This window comes from Oscillospiraceae bacterium MB08-C2-2 (genome assembly GCA_035621215.1).
Taxonomy (GTDB): domain Bacteria; phylum Bacillota; class Clostridia; order Oscillospirales; family Ruminococcaceae; genus WRAV01.
In genome coordinates, this window is record CP141729.1 from 2,868,260 (window position 1) to 2,892,791 (window position 24,532).

Below are 24,532 nucleotides of genomic sequence, written 5' to 3' on the forward strand. Positions count from 1 at the left end.
TACCAGTGGCAAAACGTAGTTTTATTTTTCGGAAAGGCTCTGAGGAACTGATTCTGCCGGTAACTCCTGCCAGCTTTCGGGTGGAAAAGGGCATTAACATTGAAGTGGTCAATATCCATGAGCTGGGAGATGCCATACTGGCGGGCAAAGGATCGCTGGCTACCATCCAAATAAGCTGCCTGTTCCCTGAGATGGATTATTCCTTTGCAGAGGGCTCCGGTGCTTCCCGGTATGTGAGCCAGTTTGAAGAGTGGATTGAGGCGGGTGAGGTGGTACGGTTTATTATAGGTGGGGCCAATGTAAACCTGCCGGTTATGGTACAGTCCATAAATTGGGGTGAGCAGGATGGCACCAACGATGTGTACGCAGACATCACTATGCGGGAGCACCGTCCATTGGAAGCGGTTCAAATATCCGCCACACCGGCAGCGACACTGGAACGCGCGGCTCATCAGCCTAATCCGGGGGAAAGCAGCTATACCATCCAGTCAGGTGATACCCTTTCGGCTATTTGCCGCAAGTATTATGGGGATGCTTCCCCAGCCAGCTACAACAAGCTGGCGCAGGCTAATGGTATTTCCAATCCTCACCTGATCTTTGCGGGCAAAACCCTGAAAATCCCCCAACCACTGCAATAGGAGGCAAGCTGTTATGGAAATACATATTACCACTCAAAATGGTACTGTAAATGCCACGCAGCTGATTCCCGCTGTCAGCTGGTCAGGGGATTATAAGCAGGCTGCCCGTACATTGGATTTTACTCTCCTCTGCTCCGCCTCTGATCACACCATTCCCACAGTAGAATGCCCTCTGGGTGCCGGGGTACAGCTTATAGAGGGCGGAGAGGCGTTATTTGATGGGTTTATCATCAGCCGTACCAAAAACACCGAAAACAGCCAGATTAATATTTCCTGCTTTGACCGTGCCTTTTATCTCAAGCGCAACAAGGTCATGAAAAAATATACTGCTGCCCGGCCGGAGGGGATTATCCGGGAACTGGCAGAGGAATTTGGCTTTAAGCTGGGATATATTGAGCCGGTTAATATGCAGATTTCCCGCAATTTTCTGGGTGGAAATGAAAGCGTTTATGATATTATGCTGACTGCTTATACTCTGGCTGCCAACACCACAGGCAAAAGCTATCACATTGGGTTTCGTGGTGCTGCGCTGTATATCACCGAAAAAAAGCCGGATAACCGCACGCTGGTTATCAAGGGCCGCTCCAATCTGATCGGGGCTTCCACCACCGAGAGCATCGAAAACATGGTCAATCAGGTGAAAATCTATGATGCCAACGGCTCTTTTGTGCGGGAGATTCAAAAAGCGGAAGAAATCAAGCTTTATGGCAGGCTGCAGGAGCTCATTAAGCAAAGCGGCGCTGACAACAAGGCGGCTGAAGCCCAGCGCCTGCTGGATGAAGGTGGTATCAGCCAAAAGATTACAGTGGATTGTCTGGGTAATGTGGCCAATGTTGCTGGCGGTACCGTGGTGGTGGAAGAGCCCTATACCGGCCTTTATGGATTGTTTTACATTGATTCTGATCAACATGAATGGAAACGGGGCCAGTATTATAACAAGCTGGTGCTGAATTTTAAAGCCATGATGGATAGAAAAGAAGCAGGCAGTCTGCCAAATGCCAATGGCAATAAAACCAGTGGGGTAAAATCCACAGATGATGTTAACTGGGATGATGCCAACATTACCGGACCCAATAAGGGTAAGAGTCCTATTAAAGAACATAGACGACAGTAGTGTAGGAGGCTTTTTATGTATGATATACAGGATAACCCATACAGCACTCTGTTGGGTGTTATTCGAACCGATAGCGATGAACGCAAAACCAGCAGCTGGCGGTTGGGCGTTATAGCCAGTATCAGCCCTTTGTTGGTGAGGTTGGGTGGACATCTCCTTTCTGGGGCGGATTTGCGGATTAATCCCTCGCTATTGGGCGGCAGCAGGGCTATTAGCATCAGCAATGCTTCCAGCACCCTTGGCGGAGAATCCGTATCCGGGGAGTTGGCAGGCACTGCCCATTGGAGCGGTATGCTGGAACCCGGTGATCAGGTGATCCTGCTGCCAAGCGATGATGGGCAGCAGTTTATAATCTTATGTAAGGTGGTGAATGCCTGATGGCAGAGCTTTTCCCTATTATTCAGCCAAGGTCTGCGGCTTCGGTGAAAGAATTGCCGCTCTATAAAGAGGCAGCATGGGATTTTGTAAACGGTCGGCCTGTTTTTCAGGATGGCAGCCCGGTATTTGTCACTGGGAAAGAGGCTGTCAAGGTCTGGATATGGAAAGCCCTTGTCACCCCCCGAACCGTTTATGATATATACAGCTGGTCTTTTGGCAACGAGCTGGAAAGCCTCATGGGCCAGAATTTCACCAAGGAAACCAAGCTGGCTGAGGCAAACCGTTACATCCGAGAGGCGCTGGAGATCAACCCCTACATAGCCGGTATCAATGATATAACGGTGGAGTTCGCAAAGGCCCGTTTAACCATTCATGTGAGGGTTACCACAATCTATGGGGAGGTGACAATAAATGTATGAAAACCAAACACCGGAAGCCATTAAAGCTGAAATGTTGGAAGGCATTTCGGGGGATTGGGATACCCGGGAGGGCAGCTTTGCCGACGATATGCTGGGGCCTATGGCCTCGGCACTTCACAAGATGTATGGAGCCTTAAATGCAGTGAAGCCTATGGCGTGGGTGGACGAAACCAGCGGCCCCTATCTGGATATGGCGGCCGAGGATTTGGGGCTAGAACCCCGAAAATTGGGTACTAAGGCAAAAGCAATTCTGGAAATTCAGGGAAGCGCCAATCATATCATTACAGCTGGCACTACCTTCTTGACAGACAGCAACCAGTATTTTTATACCACAGAAGATGCGGTGATCCCAGAAACGGCAGTGGTTACGGTAGAGGCAGAAGCAGCTGAAATCGGAAGCGGATACAATGTAGAGTCTGGTGCGATTTGCAATCAGTTCAGCAACTCAGCCTCCATTATCGCCGTTGCCAATCCAGAGCCTGCACAGGGTGGAACCAATGCAGAAACGGATAAGGAGCTTTTTGTACGCATCGATCTTGCTCGTAAAAAGCCCCGCACCAGTGGCAATAAATATGATTATGAAGAATGGGCTACAGCTGTGGATGGCGTTGGAATGGCCAAAGCCTATCCTTTATGGGAAGGCCCGGGAACAGTAAAGATATTGGTTGCGGCACCCGATGGGCAGCCTGTTGAGCAGGCTATCATCCAAAAATGTACCGATCACATCGAAAGGTTGCGCCCTGTTGGGGCGCTGGTAACCGTTGTATCCTCTGTTCCCAAGGAAATTACAGTTGAGATGTCTGTTAAAGCATACGCAGAAGTGGATACACAGGCAATTACCCGGCAGTTTCAAGACGCTGTAACAGCTTATTTGGCAGGCCTTTCGCTACAGGTGGGAGAGATTGTTAACAATTATGTTGGCAGCCTGCTGGTAGCCATTCCGGGAGTGCTGGATTATAGCGACCTAAGGTTGAACGGCGAATCTGGAAACATTTCATTGACAGGGGAAGAATCGCTGAAACTGGGGGAGGTATCCTTAAGATGGAGCTGATGGATTATTTGGTTCCCCATGTTTATAACAGGGAGCCTCATGTAGAGGCTTTGCAGCGTGCGCTGCAAAAGCCTCTCGACAAACTGCAGCGCCAGCAGCAGGAACTTTTTTTACAGCTTCGGCCAGCTACCGCCACATGGGGCATGGCCTTCTATGAAAAAGCCTTTGGATTGCCTGCCAATTCAGGTAAATCGGCCGATCAAAGGCTAGCTGTATGGAGGGCTAAGCGCCGAGGCCAAGGCACAACCACATTATCCGTTATGCAGAGTGTAACACAAAGCTTTGTACCCGGCGGAAGGGTAGAAGCCAGCGAGCAGTTTGACCAGTATGCGATTCGCCTGTTCATAGTCAATCAAACCTTAAAAAAGCCCAGTATCCAGAGCATTGTTGATGCGCTGGATGAAATTAAGCCGGCGCATTTGGCTGTAGAAATAAAGATGCAAACGCAGTTGGCGCAGGAACATTCACCGGCAAAAGCTGCTCTTTTGGCGGTATCCCGCACCATTTGTATTCACAAGCACATGCTGCAAAGGGGGCAGAATATTGGCACAGTATAAATCCACAATTACTGAAAAAGGAGCCCAACTGTTGACACGGTCTTTGCAATTGGGTCAGATGCTCACTCTGGTACGGGCACAATGCGGCGAGGGGGTGCCTGCCACCGATCCCTCCAGAATGGTGATGCTGGTTTCACCGCTGCTGGTGGAGGCCAACCTGCATAACAAGGAGTATATTAAAGGCAGCTCTCCCGCCATAAAAATACCGGTGCAGATCACCAATCAAGGCTTAGAAGAAACTGTTTTTATTCGTGAATTGGGCCTATTTGCAAAGGACGAAAACAATCAGGAAGTTCTGTTTGCTTATTCCTGGTTGGTCGGCGATGATAGTGATAACGTGCTGCCGCCATCGGCTGATCCGGCAGAGGCAGACACAATCCACCTGCATGATCTTATTGTGCTGGTGACAGCCCAGGAGGCCGACACCATTGTGGTGTCGGTGGGAGCAGGAGCATATATAACTGCATCTGAAATGAGGGCCTATGCCGCTCCTGTGCTCCATGGTCATGCGGCCTCGGATATTACAGAAAGCACCGGCAGCACCACAGAGCAGACCCAGCGCCGGCAGGATGAAAGGCTCTCGACTATCGAATTGGCACTCAATACCGGTTTTTCCGGCGAGGAAATCAGCCATTATATAACCTCGGAGCAGATTGACCAATGGCGGGGTTATGATGGGGCAGGATTGCCAGAGGGTGTCTGGAATCAGGTGAGGGGCCGATTGGAATATTGAGGAGGAATGAGATGTGGCGGTAGTAATAAGTACTAAAGCTGTAGGCAACATCGTAAAACTACGGGAAAACGGAGCATTAGCGGATTACATCATAGTCCACCAAGGGTTACCATCTGGGGCGTACGATGGTTCCTGCAGTGGGGCGTGGTTGCTTCGTAAAGACATCCTTGAGATCAGGCAGTTTAACGATACCGCTGTAGACAATTATTCCACGAGCACTATTCATAACTATCTGAATAGTGTATTTCTTAACACTCTTGATGTTAAGAACAGTGTAAAGCAGGTAAAAATCCCCTATCGGCATGGTGGTTATGGGACTTATGTCCGTGATGGTGCCAATGGGCTTCCATGTAAGGCTTTCCTGCTGTCTCTTTATGAGGTGGGCGAAACCTTTGGTGGCAGTGAAGGATTCGCTAAAGAGGGTACAAATCTGGCCTTTTTCCAAGGCAATAACACACGCATAGCCTACTACAATGGCAACGCCTCAGATTGGTGGATTCGTACTCCTGCCACAAACACTACCGGTGAGAAGTCCCCAATGAAAGTCCGTGCAGATGGTGTTGCTTACGGCTGGAGATTTGCTTCCTACGCTGAGGGAATTCGCCCCGCCCTAATTGTACCATCGTCTGTTTGGATTGCTGACGATGGTACTCTTGCCACTAACATTGCCCCCACCACACCCAGCAGCATATCATTGCCATCCACCATTAAGGGCGGCACTAGCATTACGGTCAGCTGGGGCGTCGCCAGTGATGCGGATGGTAACCTGTCTGGCTATCGTCTTGAACGCAGTGTCAATGGCGGCACATGGTCGCAGGTGTATCAAGGCACAGCTTTGTCCAGTTCACAGGCTATTACAAAAGGCTGGAATACAGTAGCTTTCCGAGTGAAGGCCTATGATTCCATTGGTGAGGAAAGCGGCTATAGGGCCAGCTCAGCGGTGACCGTGATCAACAACACTGCCCCGACAGTGCCCGCCAGTATTACGGTCCCCTCCACCATCAAAGGCGGTACTTCTATTACGGTCAGTTGGGCTGCTTCCAGTGATGAGGACGGAAATCTTTCCGGTTATCGCTTGGAGCGCAGTGTTAATAACGGTGCTTGGTCTCAGGTATATGAGGGCAGTGCTTTAACCAGTGTACAGGCAATTACCAAAGGCTGGATCACCGTGGCATACCGGGTCAAAGCATACGATGCCGGGGGGCTGGAAAGTGGATACAGGGCTGGCTCCGCTGTTACAGTAATCAACAACACCCCACCTACTGCACCGGCCAATATCAGCTATTCTGCGCCTCAAGCCGGTAAGGCAATCACCCTAACTTGCGCCACCTCCACCGATGTGGATGGCAACCCCATCACCTATATTTGGGAACGCCTGGTTGACAGTGGAGCGTACACCCAGATCGGCGCCACCTCAGCTACCACCTTTACCGATACAGTACCCACCAGCGGCGAGATCTATCAGGCCCGGGTCAAGGCGGCGGATGATCAAGGCGGCGAATCGGCCTATACCACCGGTGAGGCGCTAGCCATTGATTATAATACTCCGCCTGTAATCAGCGGTAGTGATGAGGATCTGGGCAGCTTTGATAACCCGCCCGAGTATACATATATCGTTACAGATGCCGATGCGTGGCAGACCCTGAAGGTAAGCGAAAAAATAGGAGACATCACTATTAGAGAATACGAGGCCGTAGCAGGTGAAACCAATACGGTGAATTTTACCAAAGTGTGGATTCGCCTGGCAAAAGGCCCGCATACACTGCGCATTACCGTAAGCGATGGGGCAGGGGGAACAGCTGTCCGTACCATTACCTTTGCCCGGAATGTTAACAGGGTTGCGGTGTCCCGAACTACCCCAACTGAACAATTGGTAACACGGGCTCTGTTTTCTGTTTTTCCACCCAACCAGCCAGAAGGCACTGTATTGCACGCTGAGGCTTGCAACAATCCTTTTGATGATGCACCGGCGTGGGAAGATATAACCTCCAAGCTTGGCAAAACGGTGCATTTGTTTAACAATGCACAAGTGGCCAACGGAAGCGGTATAGGCTATCGGGTAAGCATTCGGCCGGGTTCTGAGGCCTCTGAACCAGTGAAATTTGAGGCCATGTATATTCGATATGCTTCGGGTGAGGATCGGCTAACTGCCGCTGAAAACGCAGTTATGGCCATTATGCTGGGAGGCGCTGCCCAATGAAAAGCTTAGCCTATAGTTTTTGGATGAATATGTATATGACAGCCCGTGCAGACAAAGATACGCTTAAAAAAGCAAAAGAAAAGCAATATATAACGGCATCCGAGGAAAAAGAAATATTGAAAACCAAGCGGGAAAAATCAAAGCTGCGTAAATCATAGGAATTGCCCATGACGTAAAGTCTTAATTGCTGCGAACAAATAATAGTTACCATCTGCCAGCATAAAACAAATCAAAAGGCTCCCGCATCCATTCACAGATGCGGGAGCCTTTTTGGTTATAACACTTCTCTTTACTTTTAAGAGGTTGATCTAGGCAAAGTAAGTTCCGCCGTTGATATTCAGTGCCACGCCTGCAATGTAGCTTGCATCAACGTTTTTTTCAAAACTATGCTTCTTGTCATACTCAAATCTGCGTTTATCTATGCAGAACAAATTTTTGGCAGGGATAATCCATTTCTGTTATCAACTCACCCGGAACAAAGCCGCATCGTAAATACAGTGCACGAGCGGCCTTACCCATGGGATCATTTTCACGATAGGTAGTTACCCAGATATCGCTGCCCGATGGGAGAGCTGAAACCATTGTGTTTATCAGATTAAATGCTATGCCATGCTTTCTAAAATCAGGATGTACGGCTAAAAAGCAAGAACTCCATCATGAGTGGAAAACAGCAGTATGCCGACTGTTTTTCCATGCAACTTTGCGCAAATAGCCTGGTTTTTTTCGATGCACAGCATCAGTGACTGGCGATACTGCTTTTTATCGAGACCAAGAGAGTGGTTCTCCACAGTACCGACAAGAGCTGTCCGGATATCTATATCATGATGATGTGCAAACGTTGTTTTAATGTCCATTTGCATGCTGAAACTTCTTTCGTCCCGGGCAATTTTCGGCTTTTACTCTCCACATACAAATTTTGCAGTAAAGGCAGGTTCCCACATCACGGCCAGCCTTTGCGTCGTTTGCCCAATGGGGGTTTACCAGCGTGCCTCTGCCGATATCCACCATGTCAACCTTGGTTTTTTCCAAGATTTCTTCTGCCTGCTGTGCCGATGCTATTTCACCAACCGCAAAAACGGGAATCGAAACCTTTTCTTTGATCTTCTGTGCGGCATAAATGCGGTCGCTAAAGGGATAATCTTCGGGCTTGGTGGGCTGGGAGCGCTGTTCAAATCCATAGGAAATATCCAAAAAGTCGATGCTGTTTTCGGCTAATTCAGCCCCATGGGCGATGCTCTCTTCCAAGGTGGGTTCGAAGGCACCAAGGCGCACTCCAATCACAAAATCTTCCGGAACCCGGCGGCGAATCTCCCGGAAGATTTCCAGTATAAACAAAGAGGGCTGTTTGCCGTAAGCATCGGTGCGCTTGTTCACCAAGGTGTTATAAAACTGAGAAATCAAATAGCTGTGGCAGGCATGGAGCTCTATGCCGTCATACCCTGCGGCAACAGCACGCTCAGCCGCCGCAACAAAAGCATCCTGAATCTGGTGCAGTTCATCTTCAGTGAGAGCGCGGGCTCGCTTTTCCTGCTCTCGAACGGTGCAGACAATATCGCTGGGGCAAAGGGTTTCATCCGCAAAGCCAAAGATTCCCGCATGGTGAATCTGTATAATAATGGGCGTGTTGAATTCATGAACAGCCTCGGTGATTTGGCGGAGCCCGGGGATTTGGTTATCATCCCAGATACCCAGCTGCGTATCCGCAAGGCGGCCATCGGGGCTTATGCAAGTGGCCTCCTGAATGATCAGCCCAGCGCCCCCTTTTGCCATTTCTCTGTAATGAGCAATGTTCTTCTCGGTAACACAGCCGGAATCATCCGACCAGTGCTGCACCACCATGGCCGGAATGGCGATGCGATTGCGCAACGTAAGGTTGCGAAGGGTCAGCGGTTGGAAAAGGTGGCTCATTGTGAAGATCCTTTCTGAATATTTTTATAAACACAGTATAACACGTATGAGGCAAATTCGCACTTTGCAAACAGCACTTTTTGCAGGGACCCGGTATGTGTGTCTGGTGGCATCCGCCGCAAAGGAAGCACCGCCTATATGCTTGGAGCAATATGCCTGGGTGCACACATTATGTTGCTGCAAGCATATAGTCTTTCTCTTGCCGGGTTAGTGCATATTTCAGGCGGAACAAGGCCGGCGCAAACAAAATTTTTCATATACACATAAAACGAATGCGAAAACTTTTGAGTTTCTATGGACAATATAATCCATATGCGCTACAATTAGAAAGAAATTTCAGCTGAATGCTGTGAAAACGCTGAGGCTGAATTATATTATATTGTGAAATTTACCACAGAATCTGGTGGATTATTTGCAGAGCGATATGGGTCAGCCAAATCATGGCTCAAAACCTTTTAAGACAGCTCAACATTGGAGAAATTGGGGAGATCAATATGAAAACATATAACTTAAAAGCAGCGCAAAAGTTATATGGAGGGCGGCATGAAAAAATAGCTTGGATTCTGCTGCATGCGACTAGGGCGGTTCCATTGCTGCTTGGAGTTTGGTTCATTGTATTGGGTTTTACCGTGCCGGGAGCGCTGGTGTATCATATCATTATAGCGGCTTTATGCTTGCTGCCTTTCTTTGTTTCAATCCGGATTACAGAGATACGCCAAAAGAAAATATGGAAGCGCTTCAATGGAACAGAACTAGATCGAATTAACGAACAGGCCCTTACCGCAAAGCATATTGGCCCTCTTTTGATTACACAGGATGCAGTGGTGTATCTATTGCCCGGTTATATCATGGCTCTGCCTATCCGTGATATCGTTTGGGCCTATGGGCGGCGGGCTACTTGGGAGAATGACCTGCGTAGTGATGCTTTTTCCTCACTCTGCATTGTTCTGCGGGATAAAATGGTCTATACAACATTAAACAGCAACTCCTTTGGGCCGCAAATCATAGAGGATGCTCTGGAATTTTTGAAAATAAATTTACAGGAGCAGCGCCCCCACTTGCTTTACGGTTATTCTGACGAACTGAAAACGATGCATGCAAAGCAGTTTCATCAAATGGTAAAAAGTGCAGATGGCAAAAGGTAAGGCTATCAGTGCCCATTCTATATGACATATCCCTTGACTATTGAGGCCAGAGCGGCTAAGATATCACTATGTTTGCCATCACCGGGTAACTTTCAGATAATAGCGGCGAACAAAATAGAATTTGGTCTACAGAACATTCTGTGCCAAAACAGGAGATTTGTAAATGATAGGGTTGGGGACAGCGATAAATGCTGCCGGCATTTTGATAGGCGGCGTTGCGGGGCTGCTTGTTGGAAAAGGATTAACCAAGCGCTTTCAAGATACCTTAATGAGTGCTATGGGGATTTGCATACTATTTATCAGCATCGCAGGTGTTCTGAAAGAGGTTTTCGTCATAACCGGCGATCAGATTTCCACACAGGGAACCTTTATGATGATTGTTTCCATGGTGGCGGGTGCTTTAACGGGTGAGCTCATTGATATTGAACGACGTACCGTTCAGTTTGGGGAATGGCTCAAGAAAAAAACCAACAATAAAAAGGATACCCAATTTGTTGATGGTTTTGTTTTGGGATCGCTCACTGTATGTGTGGGTGCAATGGCTGTGATCGGTGCCATCAAGGATGGCATTTCGGGGGATTATTCCATTCTGCTGACCAAAGCAATCCTTGATGCTGTGATCATTCTGGTTATGACCGCATCCTATGGCAAGGGGTGCATCTTTTCTGTAATTCCGGTTGTGCTGTTTCAAGGGTCTGTCACGGTTCTGGCGAGATTGATGCTGCCTATTATGACTGTGCAGGCGCTTTCAAATCTATCTCTTGTGGGCTCTATTCTGATCTTTTGCGTTGGAATCAATCTGACCTTCGGCAAAAAAATTAAAGTGGCCAATTTACTGCCGTCCATTGTTTTTGCTGTTTTATGGGCGCTGATTCCTTGGCTTGAATAGTATTTCAGACACGATTCACCCCGGGTTTTCCGCCGAAGTTTGTTCGGTGAGAGACCCGGGGTGTTTGGTTTTAGGCTGTGTAATGCCAGATTCGATTGGGGGATAGAACCGCTTTGCCGGGGTTTTCACCGGATATCACACCATTTTCTACCGTGATCTTTCCGGCAATGGCAACCGCTCGAATGCCCTCTGGCGGTGCGGCGGGGCTACCAAGGTGGGGGAACTGGGAACGATCTGTCAGCTCATCCAGACTAAAAATCACCAGATCAGCGTCACTGCCGGGGGTAATGCGTCCTTTGACATCCAAATCCATCCGCTTGGCGGGCAGGATGGTGGCTCGGGCAACCGCATCGGCTAAGGTCAGACGGCCGGTTTTTCTAACCAGCTGACGGATAAACCGGGGGAAAGTCCCTGCATCCTGTGGGTGGCCATAGCTGGGGTCCGGCTCTTTGTTAACACCGCAGTCGCTGGAAATCATCATATAGGGCAGATCAAAGGCCATGAGAATCTCGTGGGGATTGCCAATTAAGGCGATAGCCGTTTCGCTGGGGGTTTCACGCCGCAGTTCCTCAAAGGTATCCCGATTGAGCCGCTGCCCGGCGTATTTCCCTGTTGCGGCCAGAATGGCATCGTAGCCGCACCGCCATTTTTCCAGACAGCCCTCATCAAATACAGCGGAGCCGATGGCGGTGGCAAAGCTGGTATACATGCCGCTGTCGCAGGAAATATCCAGCCCGGATTTAACCGCATCGTCAATCATGGCAAGGGCAAGCTTCATCATGCCAAAACCGTATTGATAAACCACATGGGAAATTTGAACCCCGGCTCCGGTGAACCGGCTGATATCAATGGCCTCCTGTAAGGCGGCCAACCCGGTGAAGCAATCGGTGCGGGTGTGGATGGTGACCGGCTTGCCATAGCGGGCGGCAACCCGGCTCAAGGCCAGAACCTCTTCCCGGGAACTGCCGGGCATGTATTCCAGCCCGAAGGAAAGCCCGGCGGCACCTGCCTCCAAATCTTCCCGCAGCATGCCGCAGGCCTGCTCTAACTGGGCGGGTGAGAGGGGGGCATATCGGTCTTGCAGGCCTGCCCGTTCCCGCAGGGTGGAGGCTCCGGAAAGCTCCAGCTGGTTGAGGATAAACCCCTTCCGGTTTTGCTCCTCAAAGAAGCTAGGCAAATCCGCCAGCCCCAGTCCGCAGTTGCCGTTGATGACAGTGGTCACCCCTTGCAGAGCCAGCAGGGAGCCGGGATAGGCGCTGCCTTCAATATGAGCATGAATGTCAATGAAGCCAGGGGAAATGTAATCTCCCTTCGCATCCAGCGTTTGGGTGGCCTCATGAACCTCCCGGCTGATTTCGGCAATTTTCCCATCCCGGCAATAAAGGTTTGCGGGAATCAGTCTGCCTGCCTCGGGGTCAATGAGAATACCGTTTAAGATGGCAAGATCATACATGAAAGCACCTTCTTTTGAGGTTTTTGGTTGAGGATTACTTGGTGAATTCAGTCCAGATATCGTTGTAGATATCCAATGTGGCGGCGTCCAAATCCTCGGGGCTGTAACCCTTGGCAATGACCTCGGGGGGGATATTTTTGGTGCCGTTGTTTTTGTATTCCTCATCCATCAGCTCCAGAGCCGCTTGGTTGGGATTCAGGTAGGGGAAGTTTTCAGAAATGATCTTGCTGGTCTGGGCATCCAATACATAGTTGAGGAACTTGTGAGCGGCTTCTTTATTTTGGCTGGCCTCGGTAATGGCAAGAGAATCAAAGCCGAAATACTGGCCTTCTGCGGGATAGATGATCTGGATTTCAGGGTTTTCTTCGTGGGCAATGGCAATTTCGCCGTTATAGATCAGTCCCACGCTGGTTTCGCCGCTGAGCATGGCGCTCTTGGGGGAATCACTGTCCAGCAGTTTAATGTTGGGCTTGAGCGAAAGCAGCTTTTCTTTGGTCTGCTCCAGCTTGGCTGGGTCTGTTTCGCTGAAATCAAAGCCAAGCATCAGGTTAATGGTGCCGATGATCGCCCGGAAATCGTTGATCACCACCATGGAATTGGCAAGCGCGGGGTCAAATAAATCCTCGTAGGAGCTAATAGGCTTGGAATACAGGGCAGGGTTTACGCAAATGAAGGTGCCCGCTCCCTGATAAGGGATGGTATATACATTGCCGGGGTCTTCTGTGCGTTTCATATATGCCTCAAAGAGGTTGGACATGTTGGGGATTTGGGCTTGATCCAGCTTGGAAATCAAACCTTCATCGGCCATGGTCTTAGCATAAAAACCCGCTACGTCAATGACATCGTAGGTGCCGGGGGCGGCGCTTTTCACCATGGCGTACATATCCGCAAGGGAAGAAAAGGTTTTCATATTCACATGGATGCCGGTTTCCGCTTCAAAGTTATCCAGAACCTCTTGAGGCATGTATTCAGTCCAGATGAACAGGTTGATTTCCTGCTTTTTACCGGAGGCCGCACTGGAAGTGCCGGTGCCTGCGGAAGAAGCGGGTGTGGCGCTGCCGCAGCCTGCCAGCAGCAGTAAAGCAAGAGCTAAAAGAACAGAAGTCAGTTTTTTCATGGGGATTCTCCTCCAAATCTTTGGAATTTGTATTTTACCCATTCTGCCGGGGGCAGGTAGGTCAGGTAACGGGTTCTCCATCCAAGGTCAGCAGATGGCGGTAAAGATCGGGCCTGCGGTCACGGAATACACCCCAAGCCTGCCTTGTCTGGGCGATTTCATCCAGATCAAAAGAGGCAGTCAGCACCGATTCGGTGCTTCGGTCGGCCTGCGCTTGAATCTGACCATGCTCATCGGCGATAAAGGAGGAGCCGTAAAAGGTCAGGCTGCCATCCTCCTGTGTTTCGGTGCCGATGCGGTTGGAGGCCGCCACCGGAACCAGATTGGCGGCTGCATGACCCTGCATGCAGGTCATCCAGTGGGGCATGGAATCCAGCTCTGGGTCTTGGGGCTCGGAACCGATGGCGGTGGGATACAGGAGCAATTCCGCCCCTTGCAGTGCCATGGAGCGGGCCGCCTCGGGGAACCACTGATCCCAGCAGATACCCACCCCAATTTTGCCATAGGCAGTATCCCAAATTTTAAAACCGGTATCGCCGGGGGAAAAGTAATATTTTTCCCGGTAGCCCGGGCCATCGGGAATGTGGGATTTGCGGTAAATTCCCAGCAGGGAGCCGTCCGCATCCAGCATCCCCATGGAGTTGAAAAAAGCATTGCCCCGCCTCTCGAAAAAGCTGATGGGCAAAACCACCCCGTATTGACGGGCTGTGTGAGAAAAGCGGCGCAGAAGCTTGCCTTGCTCTGCCTCTTCGGCCAGCGAAAAATATTTGGGCTGCTGCTTCTGGCAAAAATAAGGGCCTGCGAACAGCTCTTGCAGCAATATGACATTGGCGCCTTTTTCGGCAGCCTGGGCAATCAGCGCTTCCGCTGCCCGGCAGTTTTCCTCCGGCTCACCTTTATGTTTCATCTGGGTGACAGCCACTACAATTTTGCGCATACTCTTTCTCCTTTCGGCTCACGCCTTATTGGGGAATGGGGCAGGTAATGCAGTGAATGTTGCCCCCACCCCGAACGATAGCCAGTGTTTGCGGGGTGAGAATTTCCCGCTCGGGGAAAAGCCCCTGCACAATGGCCTTTGCCTGCAAATCACTTTCTTCACACACACCGCCGAAGGCCGGCATCACAATACCGCCGTTGGCGTAAGCAAAGTTGGCATAGCTCAGGGTCAGCGGGTTCCCCTTATGGAGCACAGTGGGAGGCAAAGGGAGCTTTATCACCTTTAGATTGGCTGCCGCCAGCTCCTCGTAGGCATCGTGCACTCGATTGAAGTTGGGGTTTTCGGGGTCATCTGTCCACGATAAAAGCACTGTGCCTTCATTGGTAAAGCAGCAAAGGTTATCCACATGCCCATCGGTTTCATCCAGATGCAGCCCGGTGGGCAGCCACACAATTCGCTGTGCACCAAGATAGAGCCTCAGGCGTTTTTCAATGTCTTTCTGGGTTAGTTCAGGGTTGCGGTTGGGGTTGAGCAGGCATTCTCTTGTGGTTAGCAGGGTTCCCGCTCCGTTGCTGTGAACCGAGCCGCCCTCCAATATCATAGGGATTGAAATGCGCAGAAAATCCATTTCCCAGCACAGCCGCCGTGGAACTGTGTTATCCAAAGCGTAGGCCGGGTATTTGTTGCCCCATGCGTTGAATTCCCAATCCAGCGCCACCATCTGGCGGGTATCCAGCCGATGCACAAAAATAGGTCCGTTATCCCGCATCCAGCAGTCATCGTGCTCCATTTCCAGAACCTTTACAGTGTCGCCGCAGAGGCAAGCGGCGTCTTCGGCCAAAGCGGGGTTGGCCAGCATGGTGACCGGCTCGAATTTCGCAATCGCTTTGGCGGTTTCGGCAAAGGCAAGGCGCGCCTCCGCAAGGCCCTCTCCCCAAACTGCAACCGAAACCGGCCATTCCATCAGTGTTCCTGCATGGGGTTTCCATTCAGCAGGCATTTGGTATATACTGGCCATACTGCTCACTTCCTTTTAATACAACGCAAAAAGGGGCTGGCTCTAAAGCCAACCCCATTGTTGTAGTGGTTTTGAATTTTATAAAAGAATTAGTTTCACTTTCGGCGCTTGCGATTCTTTATCTAAAAGATAACGCAGATTAAAGATTTCGTCAAGTGTTTTGCGAAAAATAATATATTGCCCTATTTGGCGCTAGAAAAAACATATTTAATGTGAAAAACTAATAAAATTAACTGTGGAAGGCTAGTTTTGCGTTGACAGATAGTGGCGCAGGGTATAATATAAAGCACAAGATGATCAGTACCATTAATTTTCAGATTGCAAGTTTTATAGATACAGCTTGCGTAAAATGTCTGAAAATGTGGAAAAGGAGGCGGTACCGTGAAAAAGCTTGAAATTATTATTCGGCCCGAAAGTCTGGAAGATTTAAAGAACATTCTCAACAGCCACACGGTCGGCGGCATGACTGTAGCCAGTGTAATGGGGTGCGGTCAGCAAAAGGGAGATGTTCACAGTGAATTCAAAGGCCTGCAGGTCATGAACATCAACCTTCTTCCTAAAATTATGGTAATCGCCGTGGTGCAGGATGAAAAGGTAGAAGATTTGCTGACCCGGATTCAGGAGACAATCTCCAGCGGACGTGTGGGAGACGGCAAGGTTTTTATTTACGATGTGGTGGATGCCATGCGCATTCGAACAGGTGAGCGGGGCGCAAAGGTAGTCTGAGTAACTTCCTCCGGTACTGATCATACAATGGAATAAAGTTGCCGCCTTCGGGCGGATCGAGCAGACAATGACGTCTTGAAGCGTCGCTGTCTGCTCTTTTTTATGCCGTTGCAGATGCAGCCGGCCGTGGAACGGTAACCAAAGCCGAAAGGGAATGAGCCTATGAATCCTATTATTGTAAATTTGAAAAATGTGGTGAAATGCTACGGCGATAACTGTGTCGTCAAGAATCTTAATATGGAGATTCTGGAAGGGGAGTTCCTTTCCATTCTTGGTCCTTCAGGCTGCGGAAAAACCACAACACTGCGCATGATTGCCGGATTCGAGCAGCAAACCGAGGGGATTATCACAGTGGAAGGCGAACGGGTGGAAAATAAAGAGCCCTTTGAGCGCAATGTCAACACTGTATTCCAGAACTATGCCCTGTTCCCTCACATGACCGTGTTTGATAACATCGCTTTTGGCCTTAAAATGAAGCGGGTTAAAAAAGGCGAGATTCGTGAAATGGTTATGGAGGCTCTCTCGCTGGTGCAGATGGAATCCTTCTCCAAGCGGTATCCCTCTCAGCTTTCCGGCGGCCAGAAGCAGCGTGTGGCCATTGCACGGGCCGTGGTTAACCGGCCCAAGGTTCTGCTGTTGGATGAACCGCTGGGTGCTTTGGATATGAAACTGCGCAAGCAGATGCAGATTGAACTCAAGCGCCTGCAAAAGCATCTGGGAATCACCTTTGTGTATGTCACCCACGATCAGGAGGAAGCCCTCACCATGAGTGACCGCATTGCCGTTATGAATGGGGGTGTGCTGGAGCAGCTGGATGCACCCAGCCAGATTTATGAGCGGCCCCGCTCCAAGTTTGTGGCCGATTTCATCGGGGAATCAAACCTGTGGGATGCAGTGGCACATCCGATGGAAAACGGTCTGGTGGCCCTGACCGCTGAATCCGGTAATTCGATTGTGCAGGCAGAGGGCTTTGTGGAAAACGAGCTGGTTAACCTTTCTATCCGCCCCGAAAAAACCCGGCTTTCCACTGAGCCGGTGGAAGGATTTACCCTCTGTGGTGTGGTGAAGGATACCATTTATATCGGCAACCTGATCAAAAGCATCTTGGTTTTGCCCACCGGCCATGAAATTAAGGTGAACACCTTGGCGGGCAACCCCATTCCCTCTCAGGGCAGCCGGCAGTATATTTATTGGGAGCCAGAGGATGCGGTTCTGATGCATTCGGTCTCCAACACCATCTTTACCGCTGTGGAGGATGTGGATTACGGGCAGTATGTCGAATGCGCACAAGAATAACGAAAGGAGTCAGCCTTATGCAAGCAACAAAAAAACGAGGGCCCAAGGGCAGCTTTACAGCACCCTTTGCTATGCTCTCGCCGGTGGCCACATGGCTGATCCTGCTGGTGGCGGTTCCGCTGCTGTATATACTGGCCATCAGCTTTTTTTCCACCGATGAGGCCCACAACATTGTCATGGGCTTTTCATTTGATAACTACACAAAGCTTTTCAATCCAACCCTGCTCACCATTTATGGGAACTCGCTGGTTATCTCGTTTTTAACCACCCTTTTCTGTATTCTCATTGGGTATCCCTTTGCTTACATTATGGCAAGAACTTCACCCTTTCAGAAGACCCTGATGATGGTGTTCCTGATGCTCCCTTTCTGGACCAACTCGCTGGTGCGGCTTTATGGCTGGCGAACCATACTGGGCACCAACGGCTATCTCAACAGCATGCTCCTTTCTCTTGGCCTCATTGAAAGCCCGCTCCAGATTATGTTTACCCGTGAGGCGGTGGTGCTGGGCATGGTTTATGTGTTCCTGCCTTATATGGTGCTTCCCATTCATTCGGTGGTGGATAAACTGGATAAAAGCCTTCTGGAAGCCGCCGGTGATCTGGGAGCCCGGCCGGTGCGGCGGTTTATACATGTCACTCTGCCGCTGACAGCCTCGGGTATTTTTGCCGGAGCCATTATGGTGTTTATTCCCTCGCTGGGCGCCTTTTTCGTGGCGGATCTCATGGGCGGGGCCAAAAGCCAGCTAATCGGCAACGTCATTTCCCGGCAGTTTAAAGAGGCCTTTAACTGGCCCTTCGGCGCTGCACTTTCTATTATTCTGATTCTCATCACCTTGCTGCTGGTAAGAGTTTATACCAAGCTGGGCGGTAATGTGGATGATTTGGGGGTGGGCTGATATGCGGATTTCAAGATCGACAAAGGCTTCTATTCAAAAAATAGGCGGCCGCTTCTTTTGCAGCTTGGTGTATCTGTTCTTATATGCCCCCATTGTGGTTGTAATCCTTTTTTCCTTTAACACCTCCAAGCGCAACATTGTGTTCGAGGGCTTTACCTTTGATTGGTACGGAAAAATGCTGCAAAATTCCTCTTTGCTGGAATCTTTTCGCAACACCATGATTGTGGCGGCAGGCAGCACAACCATTGCTATTCTGGTGGGAACGCTGGCGGCAGTGGGCATGTTTCGGTATAAATTCCGGGGCAAAGGTGTCATCGATGCCTTGCTCTATATCCCGGTGGTTATCCCGGAAATTATTCTGGGCATTTCATTGCTTTCTATTTTCTCGGTGTTCCGTGTGCCGTTGGGGCTGGTCAGCTTAATTATTGCCCACGCCACCTTCTGCATTCCCTTTGTGGTGTTCTCGGTGCGGGCAAGGCTTGCAGGCTTTGACCGCTCGGTGGAGGAAGCCGCCATGGATTTGGGTGCAAACCGCAGACGGGTGCTCTGGCATGTGACCCTGCCCATGATTGCCCCGGGCATTCTGGCAGGCGGCATTTTGGCCTTTACTCTTTCTATTGATGATATCATCATCAGCTTTTTCACCACCGGCCCCAAAAGCACCACCTTTACCCTCAAGGTTATGGAGCAGGTTCGTTCCGGGGTCAGCCCGGATGTATACGCGCTTTCTACTGTGATTATTCTGGTTACCTTTACTGTTGTAACGGTCAGCCAGACCTTAGCCTACAAAAGACAGCTTAAACAGCCCGATTCCAACTGAAACGAAAGGGGATCTATATGAAACTTTTCAGTCGTATCCATCGCCAACGCTTGAGGGTGATGCTTCTGGCAGCGGCCTTGGTTTTTGCTTTTACAGGCTGCTCAGGCGGAGGTTCTGCCACTCCGGCTAGCTCCGGTGCAGCCTCCGGCTCCGATAAGGCGGGTGAGCTGAACCTCTTTGTTTGGACAGAATACATGCCTGGCTCGGTTTTTCAAGCTTTTACAGAAGAAACAGGAATCAAGGTGAATGTCCAGACCTATTCCTCCAACGAAGATATGCTGGCCAAGGTGAAAGCCAGCAATGAAGGGCTTTATGATGTGGTGGTGCCCAGCGATTACATGGTCAAAATGATGGCGGCTGCCGGGCTTCTCGAAAAGCTTGATCACGAAAAGCTGCCCAATATGGCCAACATCGGCAAGGCTTATCTGAATCAGTCCTTTGATCCCGGCAACGAGTATTCGGTCCCCTATATGGGCGGTGTGGCGGCACTGGTTGTCAACAAATCGGTGGTAACCGAAGAAATCACTTCCTACAAACAGCTGTTTGACCCTAAGTATGCTTCCTCCATTGTGGCCCTCAACGATTTCCGTGCGGTAATCGGCATGACAGCTAAGAGCCTCGATTATTCCCTGAACACCACCGATGATGCCGAGCTGGCGCAGGTTGCCTCGGCCATGGAACAGCTCAAGCCCAACATCGCCATGCTGGATAGTGATTCTCCCAAAAGTGCTCTGCTCAGCGGCGAAGCCAGCATTGGTTATGTGTGGAATGCGGAAATTGCCATTGCTATGAACGAGAGCGAGGATTTTGATGTGGTGTTCCCAGAGGAAGGCTGCTATCTCTTCCTTGACAATCTGAGTGTGCTCAAGGGCGCTAAGAACCCTGAAAATGCCTTGGCCTTTTTGGATTTCATCATGCGGCCGGAAATCAGCAAAATGGTTTCGGAGGAATTCCCATACCTGAACCCCAATGAAAAGGCTGTGGAACTTCTCCCGGATAGCTACAAAAACAGCAAGGCTTCCAACATTCCCCCCGAGGTTATTGCCAACGGCGAATATGTGGAGGATATCGGTGAGGATGTAGCCAAATACGATGAAATCTGGACTTCCTTCACAAGCTGACACACCCAAACAAACCGGAAGGAGATGCTATATGGAAACACTAAAAATGTACATTGACGGGGAGTGGGTGCTTTCCTCCGCAGGCGGAACCCGGGAGGTGCGCAACCCCGCCGATGGCTCCCTGCTGGCGGTGGTCACCGAGGGCACGGCACAGGATGTTTGCACAGCGGCGCAGGCGGCGCATAAAGCCTTTTATGAAGGGGGCTGGGCCAATATTTCAGTCACTGAGCGGGCGGCCTATCTCTATAAAATCGCCGATAAGCTGGAAGCAAGGCTTTCGGAATTTGCAGAACTGGATACAAAAGACAACGGCAAGCCTCTCCGGGATAGCGAAGGCGATATTTCCGATTCCATTGCCTGCTTCCGCTACTATGCCGGGCTGGTTGATAAACCTCTGGGCCAGACCTACTCGGTACCCGATCCTTCCAACCACGCTATGGTGGTGCGGGAGCCCATCGGTGTATGCGGGCTGATTGTTCCTTGGAATTACCCGCTGATGATGGCCGCATGGAAGCTGGCCCCCTGTCTGGCGGCAGGCAACACGGTGGTGTTTAAGCCATCCGAGGTTACCCCACTGAGTGCCATCAAGCTGTTTGAAATCTTTGAGGAGGTTGGCCTCCCGGCGGGTGTAGCCAATCTGGTGCTGGGCGCAGGCGACCCTGTCGGTCAGGAAATCGCCGACAGTTCCATCATTGAAAAGGTGGTTTTTACCGGCGGTACTGCCACCGGCCGCCGGATTATGCAGTCGGCGGCAGGCAATCTAAAGGGTATTTCTCTTGAGCTGGGCGGCAAATCCCCTTGCATTGTCTTTGAGGATACCGACTTTGAAGCCGCTGTGGATTGGGCCCTGTTTGCCATTTTCTGCAACCAAGGGGAGGTTTGCTCCGCAGGCTCCCGCCTGATTTTGCAGGATACCATCTACGATGCCTTTCTGGGGCGCCTTGCCCAGCGGGCGGAAAAAATCAAGGTGGCGAAAGGGGATACCCCCGGTGCCGAAATGGGGCCTCTTATCAGCGAGGCCCACATGAACAAGGTTCTTTCTTACATTGACATCGGCAAGGCGGAAGGAGCGCGGCTTCTCTGCGGCGGCTATCGTCTCACCGGCGAGGACTATGAAAAAGGCTGGTTTGTGGCTCCCACCATCTTTGCGGACTGCACCCCGGGTATGCGCATTGTGCAGGAGGAAATTTTCGGGCCGGTGCTGGTGGTGCAAAAGTTCCACGATGAGGCAGAGGCCATCCAGCTTGCCAACGATACGGTCTACGGCCTTGCAGGCGGTGTTTTCTCCAACGATATTTTCCGTGCCATGCGGGTGGTTAAAGCTCTGCGGGCCGGAATTACATGGGTGAATTCCTATCACCCCACCTTCACACAGGCACCTTGGGGCGGCTACAAGCAAAGCGGCATCGGCCGTGAGCTGGGCACCTTTGGCCTTGAGGAATACACCGAGATCAAGCAGATCAACATTAACCTTCAATCCGGCCCTGTGGGTTGGTTTGCGCAGTAGCAGGAAGATATCAACAAAGCAGTTCCCCTAAGTGAACAATGCGCAGGGAACCCCCCTGCGCAAAATGAAATAAAGGAGATTGTTATTCATGAGTTCCCAAAAAGCACAGCAAGTATTGGATCAAGTACTGGGGTATATCCAGTCCGACAAGCTCAGCGAGCAGGATAAAACGCAGCTTGTGCAGGATAGCATCGAAAACTACAACCAGTATATCAACCCGGGCTGGCTGAAATACCGCAAATCGGTCTCCACCAACGAGGCGTTTGTGGAATGGGAGGATTACGGTTCCTGCTTCACCGATGTGTATGGAGAGGAATTTATCGATTGCCTTGGTGGCTTCGGCATTTACACCTTTGGCCACCGGAACCCTGAAATTTTGCAGTATGTGGAATCTCAGCTGCACCGGCAGGCGCTCCACAGCCAAGAGCTGCTGGATCCCCTCCGCGGTTACCTTGCCAAAGCGATGGCGGAAATCACCCCCGGCGATTTGCAGTATTGCTTCTTTACCAACGGCGGCGCCGAGGCGGTGGAAATGGCCCTCAAGCTGGCTCGCATTGCTTCCGGCAAGAAATGGTTTATTTCCACCATTGGCGGCTTCCACGGCAAAACCATGGGCGCTATCTCGGTGGGCGGCAAAGCTACTTACCGCACCCCTTACATCCCCATGGTGCAGCAGGTAAGCCATGTGCGCTACGGCGATATTGACGATTTGCGCAGCACGGTGAAAAAGCTGACCGCTGTCGGCGAGGAAATCGCCGCTGTGATCATGGAGCCTTTGCAGGGCGAAGCCGGTATCATTCTGCCGCCTCCCGGCTATCTGAAAGAGGTTCGGGCCCTGTGCGACGAATACGGCATCTTCCTGATTTTTGACGAAATCCAGACCGGTATGGGCCGCACCGGCAGTTACTTCCGCTGTGAGGCAGAGGATGTTGTTCCCGATATCATGACCTACGGCAAGGCTTTCGGTGGCGGCATTATGCCCATCACCGGCATCATCGCCCGGCCCCATTTGTGGACTGAGGAGCTGGTGGAAAACCCGTGGCTGCTGGGTTCACCCACCTTTGGCGGCAACCCGCTGGCCTGCTCGGCGGCGCTGGGTGCTATCCAGTTTATGATCAAGCATGATGTTCCCAAGCTGGCCCGGGAGAAGGGCGAATATCTCATGAAAGGCCTGCGGGCTTTGCAGGAGAAATACCCCTCCATCATCATGGATATACGCGGCATCGGTCTGATGATCGGCGTGGAATTCCCCAAGACCGACATCGGATATTCGGTGGCAAAGGGGATGTTTGCCCGCAAGGTTATGACAGCGGGAACCCTCAACAACGCCACCACCATTCGCTTTGAGCCTGCGGCTACCACCAGCTATGAGGATTTTGACAAGGTGCTGACTCGTCTGGACGAGGCATTGGCAGATACCCAGAAGGAATTCGGCTTGGCTTAACAAGCCTTTGGTTGCAGTGGAATAGAAGTAGAGAAAGAGCTCCTTCGGAAAGCCGGCAGTTCGAAAACCACCGCAGAAACGATTCAGCGGTGGTTTTCCTGAGCCAAAGGCAGCAGCTATTCATTCCAATAAAAAAGGGCCGGCATAGGCCGACCCTTGGTGTATCAAAATATTATGCGGATGGCAGACGCCGATAGTAGCGGCTATCCGGTTGGAATCCCCGAGGTGAAGAGGATGTGGAAATTTCACTGGCTGTGTTTTCCCGGATACCGGAAATCCGATCCTTTCTATCAATCTCCTTCCGGTATTTTGGCAGACCGCCCAGACTGTCGTTGTTTGCTTGGAAAAGCATAATGAACCTCCTTGTTATACGCATTCTCAATCAAGAGTGCGGAGCGAATGAATTATGGATAAAATGTGTTTCTGTTTTCTGTTCATGTTGCCAGAATAGCACGAAAGGAATGCGCTGTAAATGGTTTTGAACCGGATACGAAGAAACCAATATAATACCCTTTATCGCTTAAAATAATAAAGAGAAAGGCAAGTTTTATTTATTATATTAAGCGTGCAAGAGGCAACAAAAAGAAATATTCCTGCCCATACTTTAGAAAATATAGCGCTTCGGTTTTGCCCCTCTTGCGTTTGATATGGGGTGCACGCATGGTTAATGCATGGGCAAAAACTACAGGGAGGTTATCGGATGGACACTATTGATGCAAAAATAATATCAATCCTGCAAAAAAATGCCAGAACCCCTCTCAAACAGATTGCAGAGCAGGTTTATCTTTCATCGCCTGCGGTTTCCGCCCGGATTGATACGCTGGAGAAAAAGGGAATTATCAATGGTTATATGGCGGTGGTGGATCATTTGCAGTTGGGTTATCATATAACCGCCTTTATCAATCTGGAGATGACCCCCAAGCAAAAGCCGGAATTTTATCCGTTTATCCGCAAATATCCCAATGTTTTGGAATGCAACTGTGTTACGGGAATGTATTCCATGCTGATCAAGGTGGCCTTCAGAAGCACCATGGAGCTGGATACCTTTATTGGCCGCCTTCAGCATTTTGGCAACACCTCCACCCAGATTGTATTTTCCACCTCGGTTTTTCCCCGGGGCATTGAGATCGCCCCGGACGACTGCACCTAAGTCTTTCTTTTTTCC

The 24,532-nt window shown here is 50.5% G+C and carries 26 protein-coding genes; 19 read left to right on the forward strand and 7 right to left on the reverse strand.

The features are described from left to right. Window positions 1–5 precede the first annotated feature (5 nt). Genes U6B65_12880 through U6B65_12920 form a run of 9 tightly spaced genes read left to right on the forward strand, consistent with a single transcriptional unit; the run spans window position 6 to window position 7,248 of the window. Window positions 6–638, forward strand: coding sequence for a LysM domain-containing protein (locus U6B65_12880; GenBank protein WRS27209.1), 633 nt, complete (start codon window positions 6–8; stop codon window positions 636–638). 13 nt (window positions 639–651) lie between these two features. Then, window positions 652–1,752, forward strand: coding sequence for a hypothetical protein (locus tag U6B65_12885; protein WRS27210.1), 1,101 nt, complete (start codon window positions 652–654; stop codon window positions 1,750–1,752). Window positions 1,753–1,767: 15 nt separating this feature from the next. Then, the gene (locus U6B65_12890; protein ID WRS27211.1) at window positions 1,768–2,130 is read left to right on the forward strand and encodes a DUF2577 family protein; all 363 of its coding nucleotides are present in this window, start codon (window positions 1,768–1,770) and stop codon (window positions 2,128–2,130) included. Beyond that, the gene (locus U6B65_12895) at window positions 2,130–2,549 is read left to right on the forward strand and encodes a DUF2634 domain-containing protein (GenBank protein ID WRS27212.1); all 420 of its coding nucleotides are present in this window, start codon (window positions 2,130–2,132) and stop codon (window positions 2,547–2,549) included. The genes U6B65_12890 and U6B65_12895 overlap by 1 nt, the downstream gene beginning before the upstream one ends. Further along, the gene (locus tag U6B65_12900) at window positions 2,542–3,600 is read left to right on the forward strand and encodes a baseplate J/gp47 family protein (GenBank protein WRS27213.1); all 1,059 of its coding nucleotides are present in this window, start codon (window positions 2,542–2,544) and stop codon (window positions 3,598–3,600) included. Before U6B65_12895 ends, U6B65_12900 begins: the two co-directional genes overlap by 8 nt. Next, window positions 3,591–4,157, forward strand: coding sequence for a putative phage tail protein (locus U6B65_12905; protein WRS27214.1), 567 nt, complete (start codon window positions 3,591–3,593; stop codon window positions 4,155–4,157). Before U6B65_12900 ends, U6B65_12905 begins: the two co-directional genes overlap by 10 nt. A 31-nt stretch (window positions 4,158–4,188) precedes the next feature. Further along, the gene (locus U6B65_12910; GenBank protein ID WRS27215.1) at window positions 4,189–4,890 is read left to right on the forward strand and encodes a hypothetical protein; all 702 of its coding nucleotides are present in this window, start codon (window positions 4,189–4,191) and stop codon (window positions 4,888–4,890) included. A gap of 13 nt (window positions 4,891–4,903) precedes the next feature. Then, window positions 4,904–7,090 carry a DUF6273 domain-containing protein gene (locus U6B65_12915; GenBank protein ID WRS27216.1) on the forward strand — a complete coding sequence of 729 codons (2,187 nt, stop codon included), beginning with the start codon at window positions 4,904–4,906 and terminating at the stop codon, window positions 7,088–7,090. Then, entirely contained in the window at window positions 7,087–7,248 is a 162-nt protein-coding gene (locus U6B65_12920; protein WRS27217.1) for a hypothetical protein, read from the forward strand. Before U6B65_12915 ends, U6B65_12920 begins: the two co-directional genes overlap by 4 nt. Before the next feature lie 477 nt (window positions 7,249–7,725). On the opposite strand, the gene U6B65_12925 is transcribed toward U6B65_12920, so the two are convergent. Both U6B65_12925 and U6B65_12930 read right to left on the reverse strand, forming a co-directional pair. After that, window positions 7,726–7,950: a hypothetical protein gene (locus tag U6B65_12925; protein WRS27218.1), complete on the reverse strand. Its 225-nt coding sequence runs from the start codon at window positions 7,948–7,950 to the stop codon at window positions 7,726–7,728. Further along, window positions 7,934–8,998: an NADH:flavin oxidoreductase gene (locus U6B65_12930; GenBank protein ID WRS27219.1), complete on the reverse strand. Its 1,065-nt coding sequence runs from the start codon at window positions 8,996–8,998 to the stop codon at window positions 7,934–7,936. Before U6B65_12930 ends, U6B65_12925 begins: the two co-directional genes overlap by 17 nt. Before the next feature lie 590 nt (window positions 8,999–9,588). On the opposite strand from U6B65_12930, the gene U6B65_12935 reads away from it, so the two are divergent. After that, window positions 9,589–10,143: a DUF6709 family protein gene (locus U6B65_12935; GenBank protein ID WRS27220.1), complete on the forward strand. Its 555-nt coding sequence runs from the start codon at window positions 9,589–9,591 to the stop codon at window positions 10,141–10,143. Window positions 10,144–10,306: 163 nt separating this feature from the next. Continuing rightward, the gene (locus tag U6B65_12940) at window positions 10,307–11,032 is read left to right on the forward strand and encodes a DUF554 domain-containing protein (protein ID WRS27221.1); all 726 of its coding nucleotides are present in this window, start codon (window positions 10,307–10,309) and stop codon (window positions 11,030–11,032) included. Window positions 11,033–11,102: 70 nt separating this feature from the next. On the opposite strand, the gene U6B65_12945 is transcribed toward U6B65_12940, so the two are convergent. The 4 genes from U6B65_12945 to U6B65_12960 all read right to left on the reverse strand — a co-directional run bounded on the left by U6B65_12945 (window position 11,103) and on the right by U6B65_12960 (window position 15,557). Next, window positions 11,103–12,485: an amidohydrolase family protein gene (locus tag U6B65_12945; protein WRS27222.1), complete on the reverse strand. Its 1,383-nt coding sequence runs from the start codon at window positions 12,483–12,485 to the stop codon at window positions 11,103–11,105. Between the two features lie 34 nt (window positions 12,486–12,519). Further along, window positions 12,520–13,602 (reverse strand): spermidine/putrescine ABC transporter substrate-binding protein, encoded by a 1,083-nt coding sequence (locus U6B65_12950; GenBank protein ID WRS27223.1) that lies wholly within the window; start codon window positions 13,600–13,602, stop codon window positions 12,520–12,522. 61 nt (window positions 13,603–13,663) lie between these two features. Further along, window positions 13,664–14,539, reverse strand: coding sequence for an N-carbamoylputrescine amidase (gene aguB / locus U6B65_12955; GenBank protein WRS27224.1), 876 nt, complete (start codon window positions 14,537–14,539; stop codon window positions 13,664–13,666). 25 nt (window positions 14,540–14,564) lie between these two features. Further along, entirely contained in the window at window positions 14,565–15,557 is a 993-nt protein-coding gene (locus U6B65_12960; protein ID WRS27225.1) for an agmatine deiminase family protein, read from the reverse strand. A gap of 381 nt (window positions 15,558–15,938) precedes the next feature. Here U6B65_12960 and U6B65_12965 point away from each other — a divergent pair, with 381 nt between their 5' ends. The 7 genes from U6B65_12965 to U6B65_12995 all read left to right on the forward strand — a co-directional run bounded on the left by U6B65_12965 (window position 15,939) and on the right by U6B65_12995 (window position 23,367). Beyond that, window positions 15,939–16,283 carry a P-II family nitrogen regulator gene (locus U6B65_12965; protein ID WRS27226.1) on the forward strand — a complete coding sequence of 115 codons (345 nt, stop codon included), beginning with the start codon at window positions 15,939–15,941 and terminating at the stop codon, window positions 16,281–16,283. Between the two features lie 162 nt (window positions 16,284–16,445). After that, the gene (locus U6B65_12970) at window positions 16,446–17,579 is read left to right on the forward strand and encodes an ABC transporter ATP-binding protein (protein WRS27227.1); all 1,134 of its coding nucleotides are present in this window, start codon (window positions 16,446–16,448) and stop codon (window positions 17,577–17,579) included. A 17-nt stretch (window positions 17,580–17,596) separates the two neighbouring features. Further along, a complete protein-coding gene (locus U6B65_12975) occupies window positions 17,597–18,475 on the forward strand; it encodes an ABC transporter permease subunit (protein WRS27228.1) in 879 nt (292 codons plus the stop codon). A 7-nt stretch (window positions 18,476–18,482) separates the two neighbouring features. Next, window positions 18,483–19,295 (forward strand): ABC transporter permease subunit, encoded by an 813-nt coding sequence (locus U6B65_12980; protein WRS28957.1) that lies wholly within the window; start codon window positions 18,483–18,485, stop codon window positions 19,293–19,295. Window positions 19,296–19,312: 17 nt separating this feature from the next. After that, window positions 19,313–20,416 carry a spermidine/putrescine ABC transporter substrate-binding protein gene (locus U6B65_12985; protein WRS27229.1) on the forward strand — a complete coding sequence of 368 codons (1,104 nt, stop codon included), beginning with the start codon at window positions 19,313–19,315 and terminating at the stop codon, window positions 20,414–20,416. Between the two features lie 31 nt (window positions 20,417–20,447). Beyond that, window positions 20,448–21,923 (forward strand): aldehyde dehydrogenase family protein, encoded by a 1,476-nt coding sequence (locus U6B65_12990; GenBank protein WRS27230.1) that lies wholly within the window; start codon window positions 20,448–20,450, stop codon window positions 21,921–21,923. 88 nt (window positions 21,924–22,011) lie between these two features. Continuing rightward, window positions 22,012–23,367: a putrescine aminotransferase gene (locus U6B65_12995; GenBank protein ID WRS27231.1), complete on the forward strand. Its 1,356-nt coding sequence runs from the start codon at window positions 22,012–22,014 to the stop codon at window positions 23,365–23,367. 172 nt (window positions 23,368–23,539) lie between these two features. Here U6B65_12995 and U6B65_13000 read toward each other — a convergent pair whose 3' ends face one another. Beyond that, window positions 23,540–23,719, reverse strand: a complete 180-nt coding sequence (locus tag U6B65_13000) for a hypothetical protein (protein ID WRS27232.1) — start codon at window positions 23,717–23,719, stop codon at window positions 23,540–23,542. A 348-nt stretch (window positions 23,720–24,067) separates the two neighbouring features. Between U6B65_13000 and U6B65_13005 the strand changes: the two genes are divergently transcribed. Then, window positions 24,068–24,517 carry an Lrp/AsnC family transcriptional regulator gene (locus U6B65_13005; protein ID WRS27233.1) on the forward strand — a complete coding sequence of 150 codons (450 nt, stop codon included), beginning with the start codon at window positions 24,068–24,070 and terminating at the stop codon, window positions 24,515–24,517. The last annotated feature ends 15 nt before the right edge of the window (window positions 24,518–24,532 follow it).

Excerpts from the sequence above, each read along its gene's own strand:
- U6B65_12885 (WRS27210.1), top strand. The coding sequence starts at position 652 with ATGGAAATACATATTACCACTCAAAATGGTACTGTAAATGCCACGCAG.
- U6B65_12890 (WRS27211.1), top strand. The coding sequence starts at position 1,768 with ATGTATGATATACAGGATAACCCATACAGCACTCTGTTGGGTGTTATT.
- U6B65_12895 (WRS27212.1), top strand. The coding sequence starts at position 2,130 with ATGGCAGAGCTTTTCCCTATTATTCAGCCAAGGTCTGCGGCTTCGGTG.
- U6B65_12900 (WRS27213.1), top strand. The coding sequence starts at position 2,542 with ATGTATGAAAACCAAACACCGGAAGCCATTAAAGCTGAAATGTTGGAA.
- U6B65_12905 (WRS27214.1), top strand. The coding sequence starts at position 3,591 with ATGGAGCTGATGGATTATTTGGTTCCCCATGTTTATAACAGGGAGCCT.
- U6B65_12920 (WRS27217.1), top strand. The coding sequence starts at position 7,087 with ATGAAAAGCTTAGCCTATAGTTTTTGGATGAATATGTATATGACAGCC.
- U6B65_12925 (WRS27218.1), bottom strand. The coding sequence starts at position 7,950 with ATGCAAATGGACATTAAAACAACGTTTGCACATCATCATGATATAGAT.
- U6B65_12930 (WRS27219.1), bottom strand. The coding sequence starts at position 8,998 with ATGAGCCACCTTTTCCAACCGCTGACCCTTCGCAACCTTACGTTGCGC.
- U6B65_12940 (WRS27221.1), top strand. The coding sequence starts at position 10,307 with ATGATAGGGTTGGGGACAGCGATAAATGCTGCCGGCATTTTGATAGGC.
- U6B65_12945 (WRS27222.1), bottom strand. The coding sequence starts at position 12,485 with ATGTATGATCTTGCCATCTTAAACGGTATTCTCATTGACCCCGAGGCA.
- U6B65_12950 (WRS27223.1), bottom strand. The coding sequence starts at position 13,602 with ATGAAAAAACTGACTTCTGTTCTTTTAGCTCTTGCTTTACTGCTGCTG.
- aguB (WRS27224.1), bottom strand. The coding sequence starts at position 14,539 with ATGCGCAAAATTGTAGTGGCTGTCACCCAGATGAAACATAAAGGTGAG.
- U6B65_12960 (WRS27225.1), bottom strand. The coding sequence starts at position 15,557 with ATGGCCAGTATATACCAAATGCCTGCTGAATGGAAACCCCATGCAGGA.
- U6B65_12970 (WRS27227.1), top strand. The coding sequence starts at position 16,446 with ATGAATCCTATTATTGTAAATTTGAAAAATGTGGTGAAATGCTACGGC.
- U6B65_12975 (WRS27228.1), top strand. The coding sequence starts at position 17,597 with ATGCAAGCAACAAAAAAACGAGGGCCCAAGGGCAGCTTTACAGCACCC.
- U6B65_12985 (WRS27229.1), top strand. The coding sequence starts at position 19,313 with ATGAAACTTTTCAGTCGTATCCATCGCCAACGCTTGAGGGTGATGCTT.
- U6B65_12990 (WRS27230.1), top strand. The coding sequence starts at position 20,448 with ATGGAAACACTAAAAATGTACATTGACGGGGAGTGGGTGCTTTCCTCC.
- U6B65_12995 (WRS27231.1), top strand. The coding sequence starts at position 22,012 with ATGAGTTCCCAAAAAGCACAGCAAGTATTGGATCAAGTACTGGGGTAT.
- U6B65_13000 (WRS27232.1), bottom strand. The coding sequence starts at position 23,719 with ATGCTTTTCCAAGCAAACAACGACAGTCTGGGCGGTCTGCCAAAATAC.
- U6B65_13005 (WRS27233.1), top strand. The coding sequence starts at position 24,068 with ATGGACACTATTGATGCAAAAATAATATCAATCCTGCAAAAAAATGCC.